At 67.6% G+C, this 17568-nt stretch carries 16 protein-coding genes, 2 tRNA genes and 1 pseudogene; 9 read left to right on the plus strand and 10 right to left on the minus strand.

The window, feature by feature from the left end; all coding sequences use genetic code 11:
- Positions 1 to 26: 26 nt before the first annotated feature.
- Positions 27 to 1046, plus strand: a complete 1020-nt coding sequence (locus tag STRAU_RS35355) for an adenosine deaminase (protein WP_016645197.1) — start codon at positions 27 to 29, stop codon at positions 1044 to 1046.
- Positions 1047 to 1095: 49 nt separating this feature from the next.
- Here the strand turns inward: STRAU_RS35355 and STRAU_RS35360 are convergent, their stop codons facing one another.
- The 8 genes and pseudogenes from STRAU_RS35360 to STRAU_RS35395 form a co-directional block, all read right to left on the minus strand.
- Complete coding sequence (locus STRAU_RS35360; protein WP_016645198.1) at positions 1096 to 2151, minus strand: UDP-N-acetylmuramate dehydrogenase; 1056 nt, start codon at positions 2149 to 2151, stop codon at positions 1096 to 1098.
- 131 nt (positions 2152 to 2282) lie between these two features.
- Entirely contained in the window at positions 2283 to 3713 is a 1431-nt protein-coding gene (locus STRAU_RS35365) for a DHA2 family efflux MFS transporter permease subunit (protein WP_016645199.1), read from the minus strand.
- Positions 3714 to 3839: 126 nt separating this feature from the next.
- Positions 3840 to 4424: a TetR/AcrR family transcriptional regulator gene (locus tag STRAU_RS35370; protein ID WP_016645200.1), complete on the minus strand. Its 585-nt coding sequence runs from the start codon at positions 4422 to 4424 to the stop codon at positions 3840 to 3842.
- Between the two features lie 125 nt (positions 4425 to 4549).
- Entirely contained in the window at positions 4550 to 4978 is a 429-nt protein-coding gene (locus STRAU_RS35375) for a MaoC family dehydratase (RefSeq protein ID WP_016645202.1), read from the minus strand.
- 2 nt (positions 4979 to 4980) lie between these two features.
- Positions 4981 to 5462 (minus strand): annotated as a pseudogene (locus tag STRAU_RS35380) (FAS1-like dehydratase domain-containing protein).
- Between the two features lie 115 nt (positions 5463 to 5577).
- The gene (rpmG, locus tag STRAU_RS35385) at positions 5578 to 5742 is read right to left on the minus strand and encodes a 50S ribosomal protein L33 (protein WP_003956487.1); all 165 of its coding nucleotides are present in this window, start codon (positions 5740 to 5742) and stop codon (positions 5578 to 5580) included.
- Positions 5743 to 5830: 88 nt separating this feature from the next.
- Positions 5831 to 5903, minus strand: a tRNA-Met gene (locus STRAU_RS35390).
- A gap of 49 nt (positions 5904 to 5952) precedes the next feature.
- Positions 5953 to 6025 (minus strand) — tRNA-Thr (locus STRAU_RS35395).
- Between the two features lie 300 nt (positions 6026 to 6325).
- Here STRAU_RS35395 and STRAU_RS35400 point away from each other — a divergent pair.
- Both STRAU_RS35400 and STRAU_RS35405 read left to right on the plus strand, forming a co-directional pair.
- Positions 6326 to 7636, plus strand: a complete 1311-nt coding sequence (locus STRAU_RS35400; protein ID WP_016645204.1) for an amidohydrolase family protein — start codon at positions 6326 to 6328, stop codon at positions 7634 to 7636.
- Positions 7637 to 7752: 116 nt separating this feature from the next.
- Positions 7753 to 8409, plus strand: coding sequence for an SDR family oxidoreductase (locus STRAU_RS35405; RefSeq protein WP_016645205.1), 657 nt, complete (start codon positions 7753 to 7755; stop codon positions 8407 to 8409).
- A gap of 27 nt (positions 8410 to 8436) precedes the next feature.
- On the opposite strand, the gene STRAU_RS35410 is transcribed toward STRAU_RS35405, so the two are convergent.
- Positions 8437 to 8661: a hypothetical protein gene (locus STRAU_RS35410; protein ID WP_037664028.1), complete on the minus strand. Its 225-nt coding sequence runs from the start codon at positions 8659 to 8661 to the stop codon at positions 8437 to 8439.
- 573 nt (positions 8662 to 9234) lie between these two features.
- On the opposite strand from STRAU_RS35410, the gene STRAU_RS42675 reads away from it, so the two are divergent.
- From STRAU_RS42675 to STRAU_RS35420, 3 genes are all read left to right on the plus strand, one after another.
- Positions 9235 to 10170, plus strand: coding sequence for a hypothetical protein (locus STRAU_RS42675; protein ID WP_158692204.1), 936 nt, complete (start codon positions 9235 to 9237; stop codon positions 10168 to 10170).
- A 501-nt stretch (positions 10171 to 10671) separates the two neighbouring features.
- On the plus strand, positions 10672 to 12732 hold the full coding sequence (locus tag STRAU_RS42680; protein WP_016645208.1) for a hypothetical protein: 2061 nt from the start codon (positions 10672 to 10674) through the stop codon (positions 12730 to 12732).
- A gap of 130 nt (positions 12733 to 12862) precedes the next feature.
- The gene (locus STRAU_RS35420) at positions 12863 to 13651 is read left to right on the plus strand and encodes an NUDIX domain-containing protein (RefSeq protein WP_016645209.1); all 789 of its coding nucleotides are present in this window, start codon (positions 12863 to 12865) and stop codon (positions 13649 to 13651) included.
- Here STRAU_RS35420 and STRAU_RS35425 read toward each other — a convergent pair.
- Positions 13635 to 14642 carry an NsdA family TPR-like regulatory protein gene (locus tag STRAU_RS35425; protein WP_037664047.1) on the minus strand — a complete coding sequence of 336 codons (1008 nt, stop codon included), beginning with the start codon at positions 14640 to 14642 and terminating at the stop codon, positions 13635 to 13637. The two genes, STRAU_RS35420 and STRAU_RS35425, sit on opposite strands and share 17 nt — an antisense overlap.
- A 1066-nt stretch (positions 14643 to 15708) precedes the next feature.
- Between STRAU_RS35425 and STRAU_RS35435 the strand changes: the two genes are divergently transcribed.
- From STRAU_RS35435 to STRAU_RS35445, 3 genes are read left to right on the plus strand one after another with little or no spacing between them, the layout of a single operon-like run.
- Positions 15709 to 16020: a hypothetical protein gene (locus STRAU_RS35435; protein WP_259300079.1), complete on the plus strand. Its 312-nt coding sequence runs from the start codon at positions 15709 to 15711 to the stop codon at positions 16018 to 16020.
- On the plus strand, positions 16013 to 17074 hold the full coding sequence (locus STRAU_RS35440) for a DUF2637 domain-containing protein (RefSeq protein ID WP_016645211.1): 1062 nt from the start codon (positions 16013 to 16015) through the stop codon (positions 17072 to 17074). Before STRAU_RS35435 ends, STRAU_RS35440 begins: the two co-directional genes overlap by 8 nt.
- Entirely contained in the window at positions 17074 to 17463 is a 390-nt protein-coding gene (locus STRAU_RS35445) for an RRQRL motif-containing zinc-binding protein (protein WP_016645212.1), read from the plus strand. The genes STRAU_RS35440 and STRAU_RS35445 overlap by 1 nt, the downstream gene beginning before the upstream one ends.
- The last annotated feature ends 105 nt before the right edge of the window (positions 17464 to 17568 follow it).

Here is a 17568-nt window from a genome sequence, read left to right on the forward strand (position 1 = left end):
GCGTGCTCGTACGGCAAGATCCTGGAATGGAGCGCGTACGAGACGTAAGAGAGCTGCCCAAGGCCCACCTGCACCTGCACTTCACCGGGTCGATGCGGCCCTCGACGCTGCTTGAGCTCGCCGACAAGTACGGGGTCCGGCTGCCGGACGCGCTGACCGGCGGCACCCCTCCGAAGTTGCGGGCCACCGACGAGCGGGGCTGGTTCCGCTTCCAGCGGCTCTACGACATGGCGCGGTCCTGTCTGCGTGAGCCGGAGGACATCCAGCGGCTGGTGCGGGAGGCGGCCCAGGAGGACATCAGGGACGGGTCGGGGTGGCTGGAGATCCAGGTCGACCCGACGTCGTACGCGCCCCGGCTCGGCGGGCTCATCCCGGCCCTGGAGATCATCCTGGACGCCGTCGAGAGCGCCTCGCGCGAGACCGGCCTCGGGATGCGCGTCCTGGTCGCCGCGAACCGCATGAAGCACCCCCTGGACGCGCGCACGCTGGCCCGGCTCGCCGTGCGGTACGCCGACCGCGGCGTGGTCGGCTTCGGGCTCTCCAACGACGAACGGCGGGGCATGGCGCGGGACTTCGACCGCGCCTTCGCCATCGCCCGCGAGGGCGGCCTGCTCGCGGCGCCGCACGGCGGCGAGCTGACCGGGCCCGCGTCGGTGCGCGACTGCCTGGACGACCTGCACGCGCGGCGCGTCGGCCACGGCGTGCGGGCGGCCGAGGACCCGCGGCTGCTCAAACAGCTCGCGGAGCGGGGCGTGACGTGCGAGGTGTGCCCGGCCTCCAACGTGGCGCTCGGGGTCTACGAGAAGCCCGAGGACGTGCCCCTGCGGACGTTGTACGACGCCGGGGTGCCGATGGCGCTTGGCGCCGACGACCCACTCCTCTTCGGCTCGCGCCTGGCCGCGCAGTACGAGATCGCGCGGCGGCACCACGGCTTCGACGACGCCGAGCTGGCCGAGCTGGCCCGGCAGTCGGTGCGGGGGTCGGCGGCTCCGGCGGGCGTGCAGGAGAAGCTGCTGGCGGGGATCGAGGAGTGGCTGGCGTCCTGAGGGCCGCCGTGGGGCGGCGCCGAGGGCTGCGCCGCCCTGGGGCGTCGCCCTAGAGGCTGACGCCCACCGTCACCGGCTCGTTGACCAGCGTGATGCCGAAGGCGTCCCGCACGCCCGCGACGACCTCGCGGGCCAGGGCGAGCAGGTCCTCCGTGGTGGCGTCGCCGCGGTTGGTGAGGGCCAGGGTGTGCTTGCTGGAGATGCGGGCGGGGCCCTGGCCGTAGCCCTTGGTGAAGCCCGCCTTGTCGATGAGCCAGGCCGCCGAGGTCTTCACGCGGCCGTCGCCCGCGGGGAACGCGGGCAGGGCGGTGTCCGGCCCGAGCCGCTCCGCCACGCGCGCGTGGAAGACGGCGAACTGCTCGTCCGTGAGGATCGGGTTGGTGAAGAACGACCCGGCCGACCAGCTGTCGTGGTCCTCGGGGTCGAGCACCATGCCCTTGCCCGCGCGCAGCTTCAGGACGGTCTCGCGGGCCATGGCCGCGGGCACGCGCTCGCCGGCCTCGACGCCGAGCGTGCGGGCGGTCTCCGGGTAGGCGATCGGGGCGCTCATCCCGCCCGCGTCCTCCAGGGCGAACCGCACCCGCAGGACCACGAACCGCTCCGGATCGGCCTTGAAGCGACTATGGCGGTACGAGAAGTCGCACTCCGCGTTCGGAATGGTGACCGTCTCCCCGGCCCTCCGGTCGTACGCGATCACTTCGGTGATCGTCGAGGAGACCTCCTGGCCGTACGCGCCCACGTTCTGGATCGGCGTCGCGCCCGCGGAGCCGGGGATGCCGGCCAGGCACTCGATGCCCGCGAGACCGGCCTCGACGGTCCGCGCCACGGCGTCCGTCCAGACCTCGCCGGCCGCGAGCTCCAGCCGCGTGCCGTCGAGCGAGAAGCCGACGGTGGCGATGCGCAGCGCGGTGCCGTCGAACCCCTTGTCCCCGATGACCAGGTTCGACCCACCACCGATGATCAGCAGTGGCGTACCGGTGTCATCGGCCTCACGAACGGCGGCGATCACCTCGGCGTCGGTCGTAGCGGTGATCAGCCGGTTCGCGGGCCCACCGAGCCGGAAGGTGGTCAGCGGGGCGAGGGGGGCATCGTGAAGTACCTGCACACGCACAAGGGTACGGGCCCCGCCCTCAGGCACTCGGACGGGCTGATTTCAGCCCGTCCGGCGTTTGAGGACGAGGCCCGAAGGGCCGAAAGGCGGGGGAAAGGGGGCGCAGCCCCCATAAGGAGCCCCCGTCACACGGAGACGGGCACCCGCTCCTCGGCCGGCGCGTCAACGCGCACCGCAGAGCCGCCGCGCCCCGGCAAAACCGCGGCCGCAACGGCCGCCAGGCCGACGACCCCCGCGCCCACCCACAGCGCGGGCACCAGCCCGTCCACGAAGGCCACCGGCGTCCCATATCCGCCCTGCGCGGAGAAGACCGACGCCAGCACCGCGATGCCGAGCGCACCACCCACCTCACGCAGCGCGTTGTTGGCACCGGAGGCGACGCCCTGCTCGGACGGCCGGACGCTGGCCATGACCAGGCTGGCGGCCGGGGCGAAGTACAGCGCCATGCCGATCCCGCTGAGGATCAGGGCGGGGAGCTGCGCGGCGTACGACACGTCGGGCGACAGCACGAGCGCGAACCAGCCGAGCCCGACGGCCTGCAGGGCGAGCCCCGCGGTGACGACCGGCCGGCCGCCCACGCGGTCGGACAGATAGCCAGCGATCGGCGCGACGATCATCGGCATGCCCGTCCAGGGCAGCATCCGCAGCCCCGCCTCGGTCGGCGAGTAGCCGAGCACTCCTTGCAGGAACTGGCTGAGCAGGAAGATCGAGCCGAACATCCCGACGAACATCAGCAGGCTGGCCGCGTTGATCGCGGAGAACGCCCGGTTCCGGAAGAGCCGCATCGGCAGCATCGGGTTCTTGCCGCGGATGCCGTGGTGCACGAAGCCGCCGAGCAGCGCGGCGCCCGCGATCAGGCCGGTCAGGACGGGCGCGCTGGTCCAGCCATCGATGTTGCCGCGGATCAGGGCGTAGACGATGCCGAAGAGGCCGCCGCTGGCGAGCAGGGTGCCGGCGATGTCGAGCGGGGCACCCGTGCCGTGCGACTCCGCGAGGCGCATCCGGGCGAGCGGCAGCAGGGCGATGCCCAGCGGGACGTTCAGCCAGAAGATCCACTGCCAGGAGACGTGCTCGGTGAGCGCGCCCCCGATGAGCGGACCGCTGGCGACCGCGAGTCCGTTGACGGCGCCCCAGATCCCGTACGCCATACCGCGCTTGGCGGCCGGCACGGCGGCCGTGAGCAGCGTCAGGGTGAGCGGCATCATGATCGCGGCGCCGACGCCCTGCACCGCGCGGGCGGCGATCAGCTCGTTGATGCCGGGCGCGAGGGCCGCCGCGGCGGAGGCGCCGGTGAAGATCGTGAGACCGATGCCGAAGAGCTTGCGGCGCCCGAACCTGTCCCCCAGGGCCGCGCCGAACATCAGCAGCACGGCGAAGGTGAGGGTGTAGGCGCTCACCGTCCATTCGAGGTCTTCCAGCGCGCCGCCCAGATCCTCGCGGATGGAGGGCAGCGCGGTGGTGACGACGAGGTTGTCGAGGGCCGCCATGAAACCGGCGACGCTGGTGATGACGAGGGCCCAGACGGCTCCCCCGCGGTGTGCTTCCTGCTGTGACATCGCTCCCCCAGACGGTGAGTGTCAGGTAAGTAATTGATGACTAACTTTCGCGGTCATGACGAGGCCGGGCCCCGGGCCGGATACCCCGGGAGCCGACCGCCGCCAATGACGCGGTACGCCTACGTACTACGACGGCGACTGCGCCCGCGCGGACCCACCCTTGGGCTGGGCCGACAGATAGAGCCCTTCCCAGACCCGGTGATCGGCGGGAAACTCCATGGCCGACAGGATGTTGACCAGCATTCCGTACGCCATGAACGTCGTCGTCTCCTTCACATCGGCCCCGAGCGGCAGATGCGCGGCCTCCCAGATCTCCATCCAGCCGGCGCGCACCATCTCGCCGAACTCGTGGTCCCCGGCGGCCTCGGCGGCCGCCACGGCGACGTACGTCTGGAGCTGCATCTGGAGCTTGTCGGGGTCGTCGGCGATGAGCTGCGAGTACGCGGTGGCCATGGCGTGCAGGGCTTCCTCGCCCCGCAGCCCCTCGCTCGCCTTCTCGAAGACCTTGCGGGTGTCCTCCAGGCAGCGCGCCGACGCCGCCAGGAAGATCGCCTTCTTGCTCGGGAAGAGCCGGAAGAGATACGGCTGCGAGACTCCGACGCGCTTGGCGATCGCCTCGGTCGACGTTCCGTAGTACCCCCCGCGGGCGAACTCGCTCATCGCCGCGCGGATGACGCTCTCGCGCCTCTCCTCTGCGCTCATCCTGACCATGCGATTAAGTTAGTGGCCAGTCACTAACCAAGTCAAGAGGTGGCCTTATAGGAGGTACGAGTAAGGGGCGCCCGCAGTTGCGGGCGCCCCTTACTGAATGAGCTGGATGACCGGTGGCCGGACCCTCAGGCCAGCCGTACGACCGCCCGGGACATGCCGAGCACCTTCTGGTCGTCGCTCTTCGCGAGCAGGTCGACCCGGACCTGCTTGTCGTCGAGCTTCGCGGCGACCTTGGCGCTGACCTCGATCGTCGCGCCCTTGTCGTCGTTCGGGACGACGACGGGCTTGGTGAAGCGCACGCCGTACTCGACGACGGCGGCCGGGTCGACCGTCCAGTCCGTCACCACACGGATCGCCTCGGCCATGGTGAACATGCCGTGCGCGATGACGTCCGGCAGTCCGACCTCTAGGGCGAACTTCTCGTTCCAGTGGATGGGGTTGAAGTCGCCGGAGGCGCCCGCGTACTGCACGAGCGTGGCGCGCGTCACCGGGAAGGACTGGGCCGGCAGCTCGGTGCCGACCTCGACGTCGTCGTATGCGATCTTCGCCGTCATCGTCAGGCCCCCTCTGCGGCGGTGTCGGCCGCCCGCGCGACGAGCTTGGTCCAGGCGGTCACGACGTGCTCGCCCGCCGCGTCGTGGACCTCGCCGCGGATGTCCAGGATGTCGTTGCCCGCGATGGACTTGATGTTCTCGATGGTCGACGTCACCGTGAGCCGGTCGCCCGCGTACACGGGTCGCCCGCGTACACGGGACGCGTGTACGCGAACTTCTGGTCGCCGTGCACGACGCGGCTGTAGTCGAGGCCCAGCTGCGGGTCCTCGATGACCTGGCCCGCGGCCTTGAACGTGATCGCGAACACGAAGGTCGGCGGGGCCGGCACGTCGGGGTGGCCGAGCGCCTTGGCGGCCTCGGGGTCGACGTACGCGGGATTGGCGTCGCCCACCGCGACCGCGAATTCGCGGATCTTCTCGCGACCGACCTCATAGGGGTCGGTGGGCGGGTAGGACCGCCCCACGAAGGACTGGTCGAGCGCCATGGCTCGGCACCTCCTGGCAGCTTGTTTTATCCGGTGACGCGGACGGCAGGCCGTACGCAAAAGACTCGAGGCCGCCCCCCAATGAAGCGGGGGCGGCCTCGAGTACTAGCCTGTTTTATCGCGTTTCGCGGTGCGCGGTGTGCGAGTTGCAACGCGGGCAGTGCTTCTTCATCTCCAGTCGGTCCGGGTTGTTACGCCGGTTCTTCTTGGTGATGTAGTTCCGCTCCTTGCACTCCACGCAGGCCAGCGTGATCTTCGGGCGGACGTCGGTGGCAGCCACGTGAGTGCTCCTTGACGGACGGATGGACGGATGAACGCATAAAAGAGTAGCCGATCGAAGGACCGACCCCACAATCGGCTACTGAGGGTAGCGGTGACCGGACTTGAACCGGTGACACAGCGATTATGAGCCGCTTGCTCTACCGACTGAGCTACACCGCTGCGATGCGCTTCGGCCCCTCGCCCGGAAGCGAGGAACCTCACACATCAGAGCCCCAATGCGGAATCGAACCGCAGACCTTCTCCTTACCATGGAGACGCTCTACCGACTGAGCTATTGGGGCGAGCGATGAAGACATTACACGCTCGGCCGCCGATCGCCCAAATCCGTTTCGCCAGGGCCGTCCGGGGGCATGGCACGCGCCCCGAACAGGTCGTCCCACCCGCCCCACCAGGTCTCACCAGGCCCTCGCACCACATCAGTACGACTATTGCGTTCCTCCGCGAAGCGGGCCCGCCCCCGCCCTAGGCTCTACTCACGCTGCGTGATCACGCGTGCTTCGACGCCGCGTTGCCGCGTGCCGCCGGGCCGCGTCCCCGCACGCGCCGAGCCGCCGCAGCCGCCCCCGAGCCCCAGGAGCGCGATGCCCGACAGCCAGCCGCAGCAGCCCCCTTCGCCCGACACCCCTGGCTCCCCCGGCTCCCCCGGCTCTCCCGGCTCCCCCGGCTCCCCCGACCCCAGCACCTCCCCCGGCCCCCCGGACACACCGGACGCCCCCGGAGCACTGCTCCTCTGCGGGGCGCTCCTGACGGACGGCAGGACCGTGGACGTACGGCTCGGGGACGGCCGCATCGAGGCCGTCGGCACGGCGGGCAGCCTCACCGCGCACGCCGCCCGCGTGGACCTCGGCGGCTATCTCCTGCTGCCCGCGACCGCGGAGCCGCACGGGCACGGTGACACGGCGCTGACCGCACTCACCCCGGGCCCGGTCTCGTACGACGTCCAGGACGTCCAGCGGCGCGCCACCGAGGCCGCCCTGCTGCAGCTCGGGCACGGGGCGACGGCGCTGCGCTCGCATGTGCGGACCGGTGACGTACAGGGCCTGGACTCGCTGCAGGCGGTGCTGCAGGCACGGCGGTCGCTGCGCGGGCTCGTCGACCTGTCCGTGGTGGCGGTGCCGCGGCTGCTGACCGGTGTCGCGGGGGCCGACGGGATCGCGATGCTGCGGGACGCGGTGAAAATGGGCGCCTCCGTAGTGGGCGGTTGTCCGGATCTGGACCCCGATCCGACGGGGTACGCGGAGGCGGTCCTCGACCTCGCCGCGGAGCACGGCTGCGCGGTCGACCTGCATACGGACGGCGGGGATCCGGCACGGCTCGCGCGGCTCGCGGCGATGGCGGGCGGGCTGCGCTCGGGGGTGGCGATCGGTCCGTGCGGTGGGCTCGGGTCGCTGCCGGCCGACGTGGTGGGGCGGACCGCGGAGCGTCTCGCGGCGGCCGACGTGACGGTGGTGTGCCTGCCGCAGGGCGGCTGCGGGGGCACGGACCACGGGGGGACCGCGCCGGCGCGGCTGCTGCGGAGCGCCGGGGTGCGGGTCGCGGCGGGCAGCGGGGCGCTGCGGGACGTGGCGAATCCGGTGGGCCGCGGGGATCCGCTGGAGGCGGCGTACCTGCTGGCGTCCCGGCACGGGCTGCGCCCCGAGGACGCCTACGGGACGGTGAGTTCGGCGGCGCGGGCGGCCCTGGGGCTGCCCGAGGTCCGCGTGGAGGCGGGCTTCCCGGCCGAGCTCCTCGCGGTACGCGGCGACACCCTCGCCGGCGCGCTGTCCCTGGCGTACAGCCGTGTCGTCGTGCACCGGGGGCGCGTGGTGGCGCGGACCAGCGCGGTGCGGGAGTACTGCGACTCGGCGGCCGCGGTGGCCCTCGATCTGCCCCGGCAGGGGCGCGGGGCGTGACCTGCGCCCCTGCCGGGTGAAGGCGCGTCTCGCGCCCGTCGGGCGGTTGAGTACGAGCACGGGGCGGCACCCCCGCCCCAAGGCCGAGCAGACATATCTGCCGTACCGTCGGAGACATGCGCATTGTCATCGCTGGAGGTCATGGTCAGATCGCGCTGCGGCTGGAGCGACTGCTCGCCGCGCGTGGCGACGAAGTCGCCGGGATCATCCGCAATTCCGCGCACGAGGCCGATCTGCGGGACGCCGGTGCCGAACCCGTGCTGTGCGACCTGGAATCGGCGTCCGTGGCGGAGGTCGCCCGGCATCTGGAGGGCGCGGACGGGGCGGTGTTCGCGGCGGGCGCGGGTCCCGGCAGCGGGGTCGACCGCAAGAACACCGTGGACCGGGGTGCCGCCGTGCTGTTCGCGGACGCCGCGGAGCGGGCCGGGGTCCGGCGGTACATCGTGGTGTCGTCGATGGGCGCGGATCCGCAGCACCCCGGCGACGAGGTCTTCGACGCCTATCTGCGGGCCAAGGGCGAGGCCGACGCGTACGTACGCGGCCGGGCCGCCCTGGACTGGACGATCCTGCGCCCCGGGATGCTGACGGACGACGCCGGCACGGGCCTCGTACGTCTGGAGGCGTCGACGGGCCGCGGCCCGGTCCCGCGCGACGACGTGGCCGCGGCGCTCGCCGAACTCCTGGAGACCCCGGCGACGGCGGGGCTCACCCTGGAGCTGATCAGCGGGTCCACGCCGGTGTCGGTGGCGGTGAAGTCGGTCGCGGGGAACTGAGGCGTCCGCTCGGCTGCCGCCGCCGGGTCAGAACAGCGGGAGCTGTCCCGGGAACTCCGGCACCGCGTAGCCGTCGAGCGCGGGCTGCGCGGCGCCGAGCTGGGCGTGCCGGCGGGAGCCGGGGCAGGAGACGAGGTCGCCGCCACCGCGCGGCCCCGGCGGATCGTGGCGGGCGAACCGCCCGCCCACGACCGCGATTTCACGACGGCACACCGGGCAGTGTCTGCGACGGGACGAGCTGGACGACGACATGCGTCCCAGTGTGCCCGGGCCGGGCCGGAGCCGGGCGTGGCAAAACGAAGAGACCCCCTCCGCTTGCGTTTCCGCAAGCCGGAGGGGGTCTCCTTCATGTGGCGGCGCCAGGATTCGAACCTGGGAAGGCTGAGCCGGCAGATTTACAGTCTCTCTCCGAAGCGGAGTCAGAGACCCCGCTGACCTGCACAGATGCAGACGCAAGCGCAGTTCCTACGCTCGCTCGTCCACGTGTCGTCCACAGCCAAGCCACGATCCCGCATCCCGACCGAGAGCGAGGTTATCCACAGGCCCCCGCGCGCTTACAGGATCAGTCGTACGGTGTTGATCACGGGGGCGCGATGCAGCACAGCAAGACACACAAGGAATGGCCCGCAGGCACCAGAAGGCTGCTGACCCACGGATGGCGCGCACAACATCCGCTCCATTGAAAGGTGCCGTGGGGGCACAGTGCGTGCCCCTCACGGCAGCCTCCAGCCACTGCCGCCGTTGATGTACTGACCGACGCACGTCCGCCTACGTTTCTGTGACGACCCATCGCACAGAGAGAAGAAGATCCCTATCATCTGGTACGTGACAGGGGCATCCGGCTGGATCTGGGATCCGGACACATGGCAAGAGTGGTCCATCCGCCTGCTTCGACAGCACCACGGAGCGGACAACGTCATCAAGGTCCCCGATCAAGATCGCGGCGATCTTGGAATCGAGTGCTTCACGCGAAGCGGAATCGTCTATCAGTGCTACTGCCCGGAAAACCCAGACCTCGCGCCTCGGGCGCTTTACGACAACCACCGAAACAAGATCACCACAGATATCGGTAAGTTCATCAAGAATAAGGATGAACTTATCCGACTCCTTAAAAGTGTACGAGTCAGATCCTGGATTCTCTTCACGCCGCGGCACGAGTCATACAGGACCGTGCAGCACTGCGGAGAGAAGGCCGATCTGGTACGACAAGCCAACCTGCCCTATGTCACCGACGACTTCATCGTGGATGTACACGAGCTTGCCGACTATAGGGACTCCGAAGAAATCCTCAGAAGAGGCCCCGTACTACCTGCCCCTATTGGCGTTCCGGCGACAGTTCCGCAACAGACGCCAGACGGAATTGACTTTCGCCTTATAACGAGCCCAATGATCGAGGCGATGGACGAAAAGCTGTCAAGGATCCCACGATTGGCCAATACAGAGAAACGGGCCACGTTCCGGGCACAGCTGCTTGGGAGTCACCTGGCCGGCGAGGGTCTTCTAGATCGATACATGGAGTCTATCCCGGAGGTGCATCAGCAGATCCTCGACTGCATTGCCAGTGTAGAGAGAAGCCTACTTCTAGCATTCGGCCCCGGGGACCAACCACACAAGGTTCTAGGCGGAATCATCGACGACGTTCGACAAAGAGTTGAGCAAGTGGTTCCAGGAATTGCCCGGAGTAACGCTGAGAGTATTGCTTACATGGCCGTCACAGACTGGCTTCAGCTATGCCCTCTAGACTTCGAAGAGGTAGGGTAAGGATGCGAGTGCCAGAGAATGCCGAATCCATTCGGTCAGAGGTTCGCAATCAGCCCATCGTTTTCAGAAATAGGCCACGCCCTGTGCCGCCAGTCAACGACACCACATGGCGCATCTCTGCTCTAATTCTTCTGCTAGGCCATTTCCGTGGTGCCGCAGCAGACGCTGACCACCTACACGTTCTCATGCATGCTCTGCGCACGCCTACGACGCGTTCTCGATTTGTAGCATGGTGGGAGGGTTCATTCCACGTTGGCGTTGGCTCATTCAATTTAGAGCCCTCGTTGGACACCACCATCAAGCTAGCCTGCGCCGAGGGATTGGCGTCAATCTCTGCCAAGGGCAGAATCCATCTACTGGAATCAGGGAAGACCTTTTATTGGGCGTTGAGTGGGCGAGAGGAAATCTTCACAGAGGAGAAGGAGTTTCTCGCACAACTGATCCCTCTCTCCACGGCCAAGCTGAACCGCGCAATGGCGCTTATTCGTTAAGGAGTTAGCCTTGTTGCGCATCGCGGCAGTCTCGGTCAAGTCCCTTACTCCGGAAGGCGGCGTAGGGTTCTTCGCTAAATTCGGCGATGGACTCACTGTAGTGCGGGCGAAAAATAGCTCAGGAAAGACCCTGCTACTCAACTCGATTATGTACGCCTTGGGGCTAGAAGGCACGCTGCAGCCAGGGAAGCAAGGCGTACTCACGCAAGCACTGACAACAAGCGTTGAGGTGAACGGAGTCAAACGCCCCGTTCAGCAAGCATTGGTTGATCTTGAGATCACTAACGGCACTAGGAGCATCACTGTTCGCCGTTACTCAGTACCTCCCGCGGGCATCAATTCTGATCTGATTACGGTATGGGAAGAACCTCTTCTTTCAGGTCGCCGTGTCGAAAATCCGTCGCCCACTTATTACTACGTCGGTCGAGGCGGTACCGCACAAAACGAAGGCGGCTTTCATAACTACCTAGCTCGCTTCCTTGGATGGACATTACCTCTCGTACCAACCTATGGCGGGAAGGAAGTCCCTCTCTATCTGCAAGTTCTCGCAGCCTTGTTCTTTGTAGAGCAAAAGCAAGGTTGGTCAGGCATTGTCCCCAGGATGCCTACGCAGTACCAGATCCGCGAACCTCTTCGCCGATCTATCGAGTTCTACTTGAAACTCGATGTGATGGAACGGGCACGCAAGCGGGCAGAATTGCAGCAAGGTCTGTCCGTGCTCCGCGCCGAGTATGCAGAACTGCGAGGAGCTCTCGATTCAGCTGCACACCTAGCTAATGCCCGCGTTACAGCGACCAACGAGTTTGGTACGGCCGCGTTCTACCGAAATCCGCTGTTCGGAATCGAAGCGGATACGATTGATGCAGGCGAAGTCCTCACCATTTACCAGCAGGCGGACTGGGAGACGCTGAATCAAGGGGTCGAGCACCTCCAGGAAGCTATCCGGTCACTCGCGGAAGAAACGGAACGCGCCCCAATCGTCGGGCCGGACGGTGAGGCTCTCAATGGTGAACTTCGTCAAGCTCGCGGCAGACTGCGCGAAATCACCACCGAACTATATGCGCTTGACGATGCATCCAATATGCTGGACATGCAGCGCGGTACGCTCGAAAAGCGTCTCCGCCTATTGAAGCAAGAACAGCGCAGGTATAAAGACATTCGCTCACTCGAAAATCTAGGAGCGGAGTTTTCACGGCATGCAATCGCGCACCATGATTGCCCTACCTGCCAGCAGTCCCTCGACGGAACCGAGATCCTATCGGGCGCTCCCGTCCTATCTGCAGCAGAGAGTGCAGGGCTCGTAGATCAACATATCCAAACCATCACGGCAGTAATTGATGACGCCGAAAGCAGCGCTCGCACCAATGAGGCGGCGCGTGGCTCTCTCGAAAGGGAGGCGGCGGAAATCCGTTCCCGCATTCGTGCAATCCAAGCCGACCTGGAAGGAGAGGCTCCCGGCATCTCGATCGGGAAATTGCAGAAGCGCATTCTCGACGAGGCTCGACTGCAAGAACTAGGGCGCCTGCGCGACAATGCCCAAGTCACGATCAACGAACTCATCGATACTCACAGACGAGCCATTCAGACTAAAACGCAGTTGGATGCTCTGGGTGACGATGATTTCACAGCGAAAGACACACGTAAATTCAGCACATGGCAGCAACACCTCAGGCGACTTCTAGCTTCGTATCAGTTCACTGTGTTCGCGCCCACAGAGGTAGGAATTGATTCTCAAACTATGCGTCCTGTGCACGGACAGAGCGATCTCGGCTTCCAAGGCTCAGCTAGTGACGGCCTCAAGATGCGCTGGTCCTACTTGCTCAGTCTCGTACAAACGAGCGGAGCTATGGACGGAATGCATCCTGGACTGCTCCTGCTAGACGGCCCTCGCATGTACGACGTCGAGCCGTCAGCAATGCGGCCTTTCCTGCAGTCGTGTGCCCAACTCCCCTACCGCGGGGGTAGAGCGCAAGTTGTCCTGACCTTGAGCGAGAACCCCGACGTCATCAGGGATTGGTTGAGCGGCTACGAGTACCAGATCGTCGATGTGGAGGAGAAACTGCTCGTGTGACGGCATGCCGTGTCCTCACCGCACCTGTACAGCGCAGATCTGCCCGCTGTTCTTCCGATCAGTATGTGAGGGCTCCAGGCCCTTGGCCTACTCTGGTACGCACCACCTCAGAACGGAGAGTGCTCCGCGGATGGGACCGAAGACGACCAAGGTCTACGAGACGCTTCGCGCACGGCTCGCCGCCAGCGAGTATGTCCCCGGCGACAAGTTCCCCTCGGAACGCACGCTGGTGGAAGAACTCGGCATCGGGCGGACCGCGCTCCGGCAAGTGCTCGCCCGCCTCGTAGCCGAAGGTGCGTTGGAGGTTCGAGGGCGAAGCTCATACCGAGTGCCAGGGGCGGTCAGCGTGAAGGCTCCGGAGGATCTTGAGCCCTGGCTCATCCACGGTGAACGCGACCTCTACGACAACCGCTGGGTCAAACTCCAACTCTGGGACGTGGAGCCCCCGGGCGTGGAGCGTTTCGAGCATCACGTGGTGAAGCTGCACCACGTCGCCGTCACAGCGGTACTGGACGACCAAGACCGCGTACTCATGATGTGGCGGTACCGCTTCGTCCCGCAGCAGTTCGGCTGGGAGCTCCCGGGCGGCATCGTGGACGAAGGGGAGGACCCTGCGGACACGGCACTCCGGGAAGTCGAGGAAGAGACGGGTTGGCGGCCGAAGTCACTGGAACACGTCGTCACCTATCAGCCCATGGTCGGCATGGTCGACTCGCCTCACGAGATTTTCGTGGGCCACGGGGCTGAGCAGGTTGGTTCACCGACGGATCTCGAAGAGGCCGGACACATCGAATGGGTTCCGTTGGCCGACGTTCCGGGGCTCATGGCTCGCGGTGAGCTGATGGGCTCGGGCACCCTCGTTGCCCTGCTCCACATCCTGGCGAGCCGCGGCAAGCAGGGCGTCACAGTCGCGCACTGAGCAGGTCGACACGACGGCGCTGCCGCACTGAGCCAGTGCGGCTGGCCAGTAGTCGCGCCTGCCTCAGGTGGGTGTTCGCGTCGTCGTACTCTGCGCGCGCCAAATGGGCCTGCGCAAGGTCGGCATGGAGCCCACCTTGCGCACGAACAAAGGTCGGGTCCACAGCTTGCAGGGCGTCATACAGGCTGGTCACTGCCTCAGCGTCTCCGAGCAGAGCAAGAACATTGCCTCGCCACCGAATGAGGTGCGCGCCGTTCAAGAAGATGCTCAACATGTCCGGGTCTCGGTCCCCCGAATCGGACGGGATGCTCGCCCCGGCCGCATCGAGCGCCCGTCGGCAGTCATCCGGCAGTCCAGCGTGGGCGCACATCTCGGCTTCAGCCGCGTACAGCCATGCTCGGAGGCGCGGAGATCCGTCTCGGGCAAGAGTGTGTTGCGCGCTGCGGACCAAATCGACTCCGAGGGACGGCCGGCCAGCCTCGCAGAGTACGTATGCCTGCTCTGCCATCGCGTGGGCGAGGTACATCGGGGCTTCAGCGTCTCGCGCCGCCCGCTTCGCGAGTTCGTAGTGACGCCAGGCACGTTCGACGGCGCCGGAGTCGATTGCCTGCCATGCCGCCAGAGTTGACGCCCCCGCGAGCGCGAGCGCCACGGGCCGGCGCGCGGTGGGAAGCACCGTGAAGTTCAGCGCGTCTTCCAGGGCAGAGAGGTGCCCCGTCATCTGGTCCACGAGACCAGCCGCACCCATCTGACGGTCCATGGTGCGCAGCAACTCGGTCTGATCATTGAGCGCCTCCACCATGGGTTCACTGACGCTGCCTGCTGAATCGATCCGGCTCAGCAGTTCGTCGTACCCGTCGGCGGAAGGTGGCGCAGCCGCGAGCGGGGCGCCCCGCAACTCCGTATCGGTGACACCGAGGAGCTGTCGCAGGATCACCGCGTACCGGTCCGAGATGGCGCGTTTCCCGTTCTCCCACTCGGACGCGTACACGCGCAAACTCGCGGTCGACGCGACGTCCGCGAGGTGCCGTCGGGCGTACTGCTCGATCTCGCGAACCAGTCGCTCCTGAGACCAGCCCCGCGCCGCTCGCGCGCTCCGAAGTCCTGTGCCCACAGGCCACCGCCCGGCAGTAGGTCCATCCACTGACCTGTCCAGCATGCCTTACGTCGCCGCAGGTCAACAGGGGTTAACAGGGCGGAAGTTAAGCCCTGTTGGCTACCGATCCCCCTGCCTCCACCGGTCTTCTGGAGATGCACCAGAGAGGGCGAACACCGCTCGATTCAGCGCAAGCCCTTGACTCTGGTGCGCACCAGATGCTTCCCTACTGGTGCGCACCAGATGGCGGAGTTGCTTCCGATCCGCGGTGCACAGCAAAGGGCGGGGACGCTGCGATCCCGCTAAAGGCCAGGGGACAGGGCTTCGGCCCGACTGGCGAGGTGGCCCGGTGACCGCGAGCAACGGCCGGAGGGTGGGGACTTGGTCCCCCTTGCAGTGCGTATCCCCTGTTCAGCGGTCTGAAGGAGTGGCAGTGAATCGACGAAAGCGATGGGCGCGGCCGTGATCGACCGGCACGGCGGCGCCGCTCCACCCCAGGTCCGCAGGCGCGTTCGAGCGCTGCGGCCAACCGGTCACCCTTGACCGCTTCGCGGCGGCTAGCGCCGCGCCGGTTGCCTCCTCCGTCCGTCCGGGCGCCCTGAGGGCGGTCCCGTACGGACGGGGTTGAGGGGAGCCGGAGATTCCGACTTCAACGGCGTGCGGCCCCGGTGCTCGAACACCGGGGCCGCTGTTCGGCCGGTTCCTGTCTGAGAGGGGCACGACCCATGAAGTGCATCGTTGCTGGTCATACCGCTGTTACGGCAGCGGAGTTCGTGGAGTTGGCGTTGGGCTTGCGGGAGGTCGACCCCCTCGCCGCGGCCTACGCCCTGGCGCTGCTGAGGGCGAGCGACCTGCCGAGGCGAGCGCCGCGCCCGCGGCGCGTTCGCCGGGCGGCGGTCCGCCGCGCGGACATCTGCGCTACGCAGGGTGCGGCGGTGGCTGCATGAGGAGCGACCTGGCGATGGAGGAGCTGACGGTTTCGCTGCGGGCGTTGCACGCGGTGGCCGCCGGGTTCCCCGCCCTACCTGCCCCGTCGGTGCACGTTTCGCCGATCTTCCCGAAGCGGCTGGAGCTGTCCCTGCACGACGACTTCGGGGCCTTCGAGCCCTGGCGGCTCGCGCTCGGCATCGCCTGTGAGGACGTGCAGTTCGGCGTGCAGCGCGGCGGCCGGACCTTTGTCCTGGAGGCGCGCGCCGACTTCGCGGGTGCGTCGGTCCATCTGACCGCCTTCAGCGTTGCCCCCGATGCCAGGGGCGGGGGCAGTGATGCTTGAGTCGCTGGCTCCCGCGCAGATCCAGTCCGCAGAGCGCACGCTCGCCGCGGGCACGTGGGCCATCACCGGCGGGGCGGTGCTGTACTCCGTCTTGACGGTTACGCCGCTGGTGGAGCGCGTCACGCCTGCCGAGTGGCAGTGGACGGCGCCGATCCTCCCGCTGGTGGTTGACGCGGCCGTGGTCATCGTTGTCCGCTTGGACGCGGTTGTGGCCCGCCTGGGTGGCAGTGGTGGGCGGTGGCCGAGCGTGCTGCGGTGGATGACCGGGCTGATGACCCTGCTCCTCAACATCGGCGACAGCGCCCTGAAACAAGATCTGGTCGGGGTGGCCGTGCATGCCGTCGCGCCGCTGCTCTTGATCGTCACGGCGGAGGCCGGGCTCGCCTACCGGCGCGCGATCGGCCGTGCTCTGGAACGCATCGAGCGTTCACGGGCCGAGGAACAGGCCGCGCGTGAACAGCGTGAGCAGCAGGCGCGTGAACGCGATCGGCAGGAGCGTGAACACGCTGAACAGGCGGCCCGCGAACACGCTGAACGCGTGGATCGTGAGCGGTTCGAACGTGAGCAGGAACAGCGCCGCGAGACGCGCGAGCACGAGGCTCGGATGGAGCGTGAACGCCTTGCCCGCGAGGCGGACATGCGCCGTGAGCAGCGCGAACACGAGGACCGTGTGCGGTGTGAGCAGCAGGAGCGCGAGGACGCGCGGCGCCGTGAACAGCAGGCACTGGCTGAGCGTTCACGGCGCGAGCAGCCAGCTGACCGCAGCGGCGAGCTTTCCCTCCCGGGCGTGCCCGCTCGGGACGTGGTGAACGCCCCGGCCCGCCTCGTGAACACTGCCGCGAGCGGCGTGAACAGCGTGGCGGGGGCGTTCACGAAGATGCCGGAGAGCGAAGCGCGCGCGTACATCGGCTCGTTCCGCCCGGGCGAGCGCACGGTGCGCCAGCTCGCGGACGACACCGGCTGGTCGCTGGGCTGGGTGTCCTCCCGGCTTCAGGAGCAGCGCTCCCAGGCCACCGCCGGCGTGGACGCTTCGCTGGCTGAGGCGGTGGCCTGATGTCCGGCGTCGGTGTGTTCGGGAAGTGCTACGACCCGACCGGCGCTCTGCACGGCGTCCCCACCTATCCGTGGCGGCTGGCTCCCGAGGGTCTGGAGACCCGGCGTCAGCTTCGTGCGCGGGGCTTGCGGCCGGGCGGGCAGCCGATAGCCGCGCAGGTGATGCGGGTCAACCGGCGAGCCGGGGGCGTGCGGGTCGCCTACCTCTACCGCGTGGAGCAGGCCAAGCCGGTACGCCCGATGACCTCGCGCAAGTGGGGCGCACTCGCGCTGGCGATGCTCACCCGCCGCACGTGCCCGTCCTGCTCGCTGGACGTCGGCTACTGCATCCCGCCCTCTCGCGGCATCTGTGGCGTGTGCATCGCCGCGCAGGAACAGCGCGCCGCCTGACCCTTCAACTTCCTGGAGTTTCGCTGTGTCCAGTCGTACCCGGCCCCGGGCCCGCACCATGAAGGTGCCCGCCGGGGCAACCACTGTCCGTATCCCGCGCCAGCG

The sequence above is a fragment of the Streptomyces aurantiacus JA 4570 genome, assembly GCF_000414115.1.
Classification (GTDB): domain Bacteria; phylum Actinomycetota; class Actinomycetes; order Streptomycetales; family Streptomycetaceae; genus Streptomyces; species Streptomyces aurantiacus_A.

Bases quoted from the DNA above. Each gene is read 5' to 3' on its own strand.
- STRAU_RS35355 (WP_016645197.1), top strand. From the start codon at position 27: ATGGAGCGCGTACGAGACGTAAGAGAGCTGCCCAAGGCCCACCTGCAC.
- STRAU_RS35365 (WP_016645199.1), bottom strand. From the start codon at position 3,713: ATGTCACAGCAGGAAGCACACCGCGGGGGAGCCGTCTGGGCCCTCGTC.
- STRAU_RS35370 (WP_016645200.1), bottom strand. From the start codon at position 4,424: ATGGTCAGGATGAGCGCAGAGGAGAGGCGCGAGAGCGTCATCCGCGCG.
- STRAU_RS35375 (WP_016645202.1), bottom strand. From the start codon at position 4,978: ATGACGGCGAAGATCGCATACGACGACGTCGAGGTCGGCACCGAGCTG.
- STRAU_RS35400 (WP_016645204.1), top strand. From the start codon at position 6,326: ATGCCCGACAGCCAGCCGCAGCAGCCCCCTTCGCCCGACACCCCTGGC.
- STRAU_RS35405 (WP_016645205.1), top strand. From the start codon at position 7,753: ATGCGCATTGTCATCGCTGGAGGTCATGGTCAGATCGCGCTGCGGCTG.
- STRAU_RS35410 (WP_037664028.1), bottom strand. From the start codon at position 8,661: ATGTCGTCGTCCAGCTCGTCCCGTCGCAGACACTGCCCGGTGTGCCGT.
- STRAU_RS35420 (WP_016645209.1), top strand. From the start codon at position 12,863: ATGGGACCGAAGACGACCAAGGTCTACGAGACGCTTCGCGCACGGCTC.
- STRAU_RS35435 (WP_259300079.1), top strand. From the start codon at position 15,709: ATGGAGGAGCTGACGGTTTCGCTGCGGGCGTTGCACGCGGTGGCCGCC.
- STRAU_RS35440 (WP_016645211.1), top strand. From the start codon at position 16,013: ATGCTTGAGTCGCTGGCTCCCGCGCAGATCCAGTCCGCAGAGCGCACG.
- STRAU_RS35445 (WP_016645212.1), top strand. From the start codon at position 17,074: ATGTCCGGCGTCGGTGTGTTCGGGAAGTGCTACGACCCGACCGGCGCT.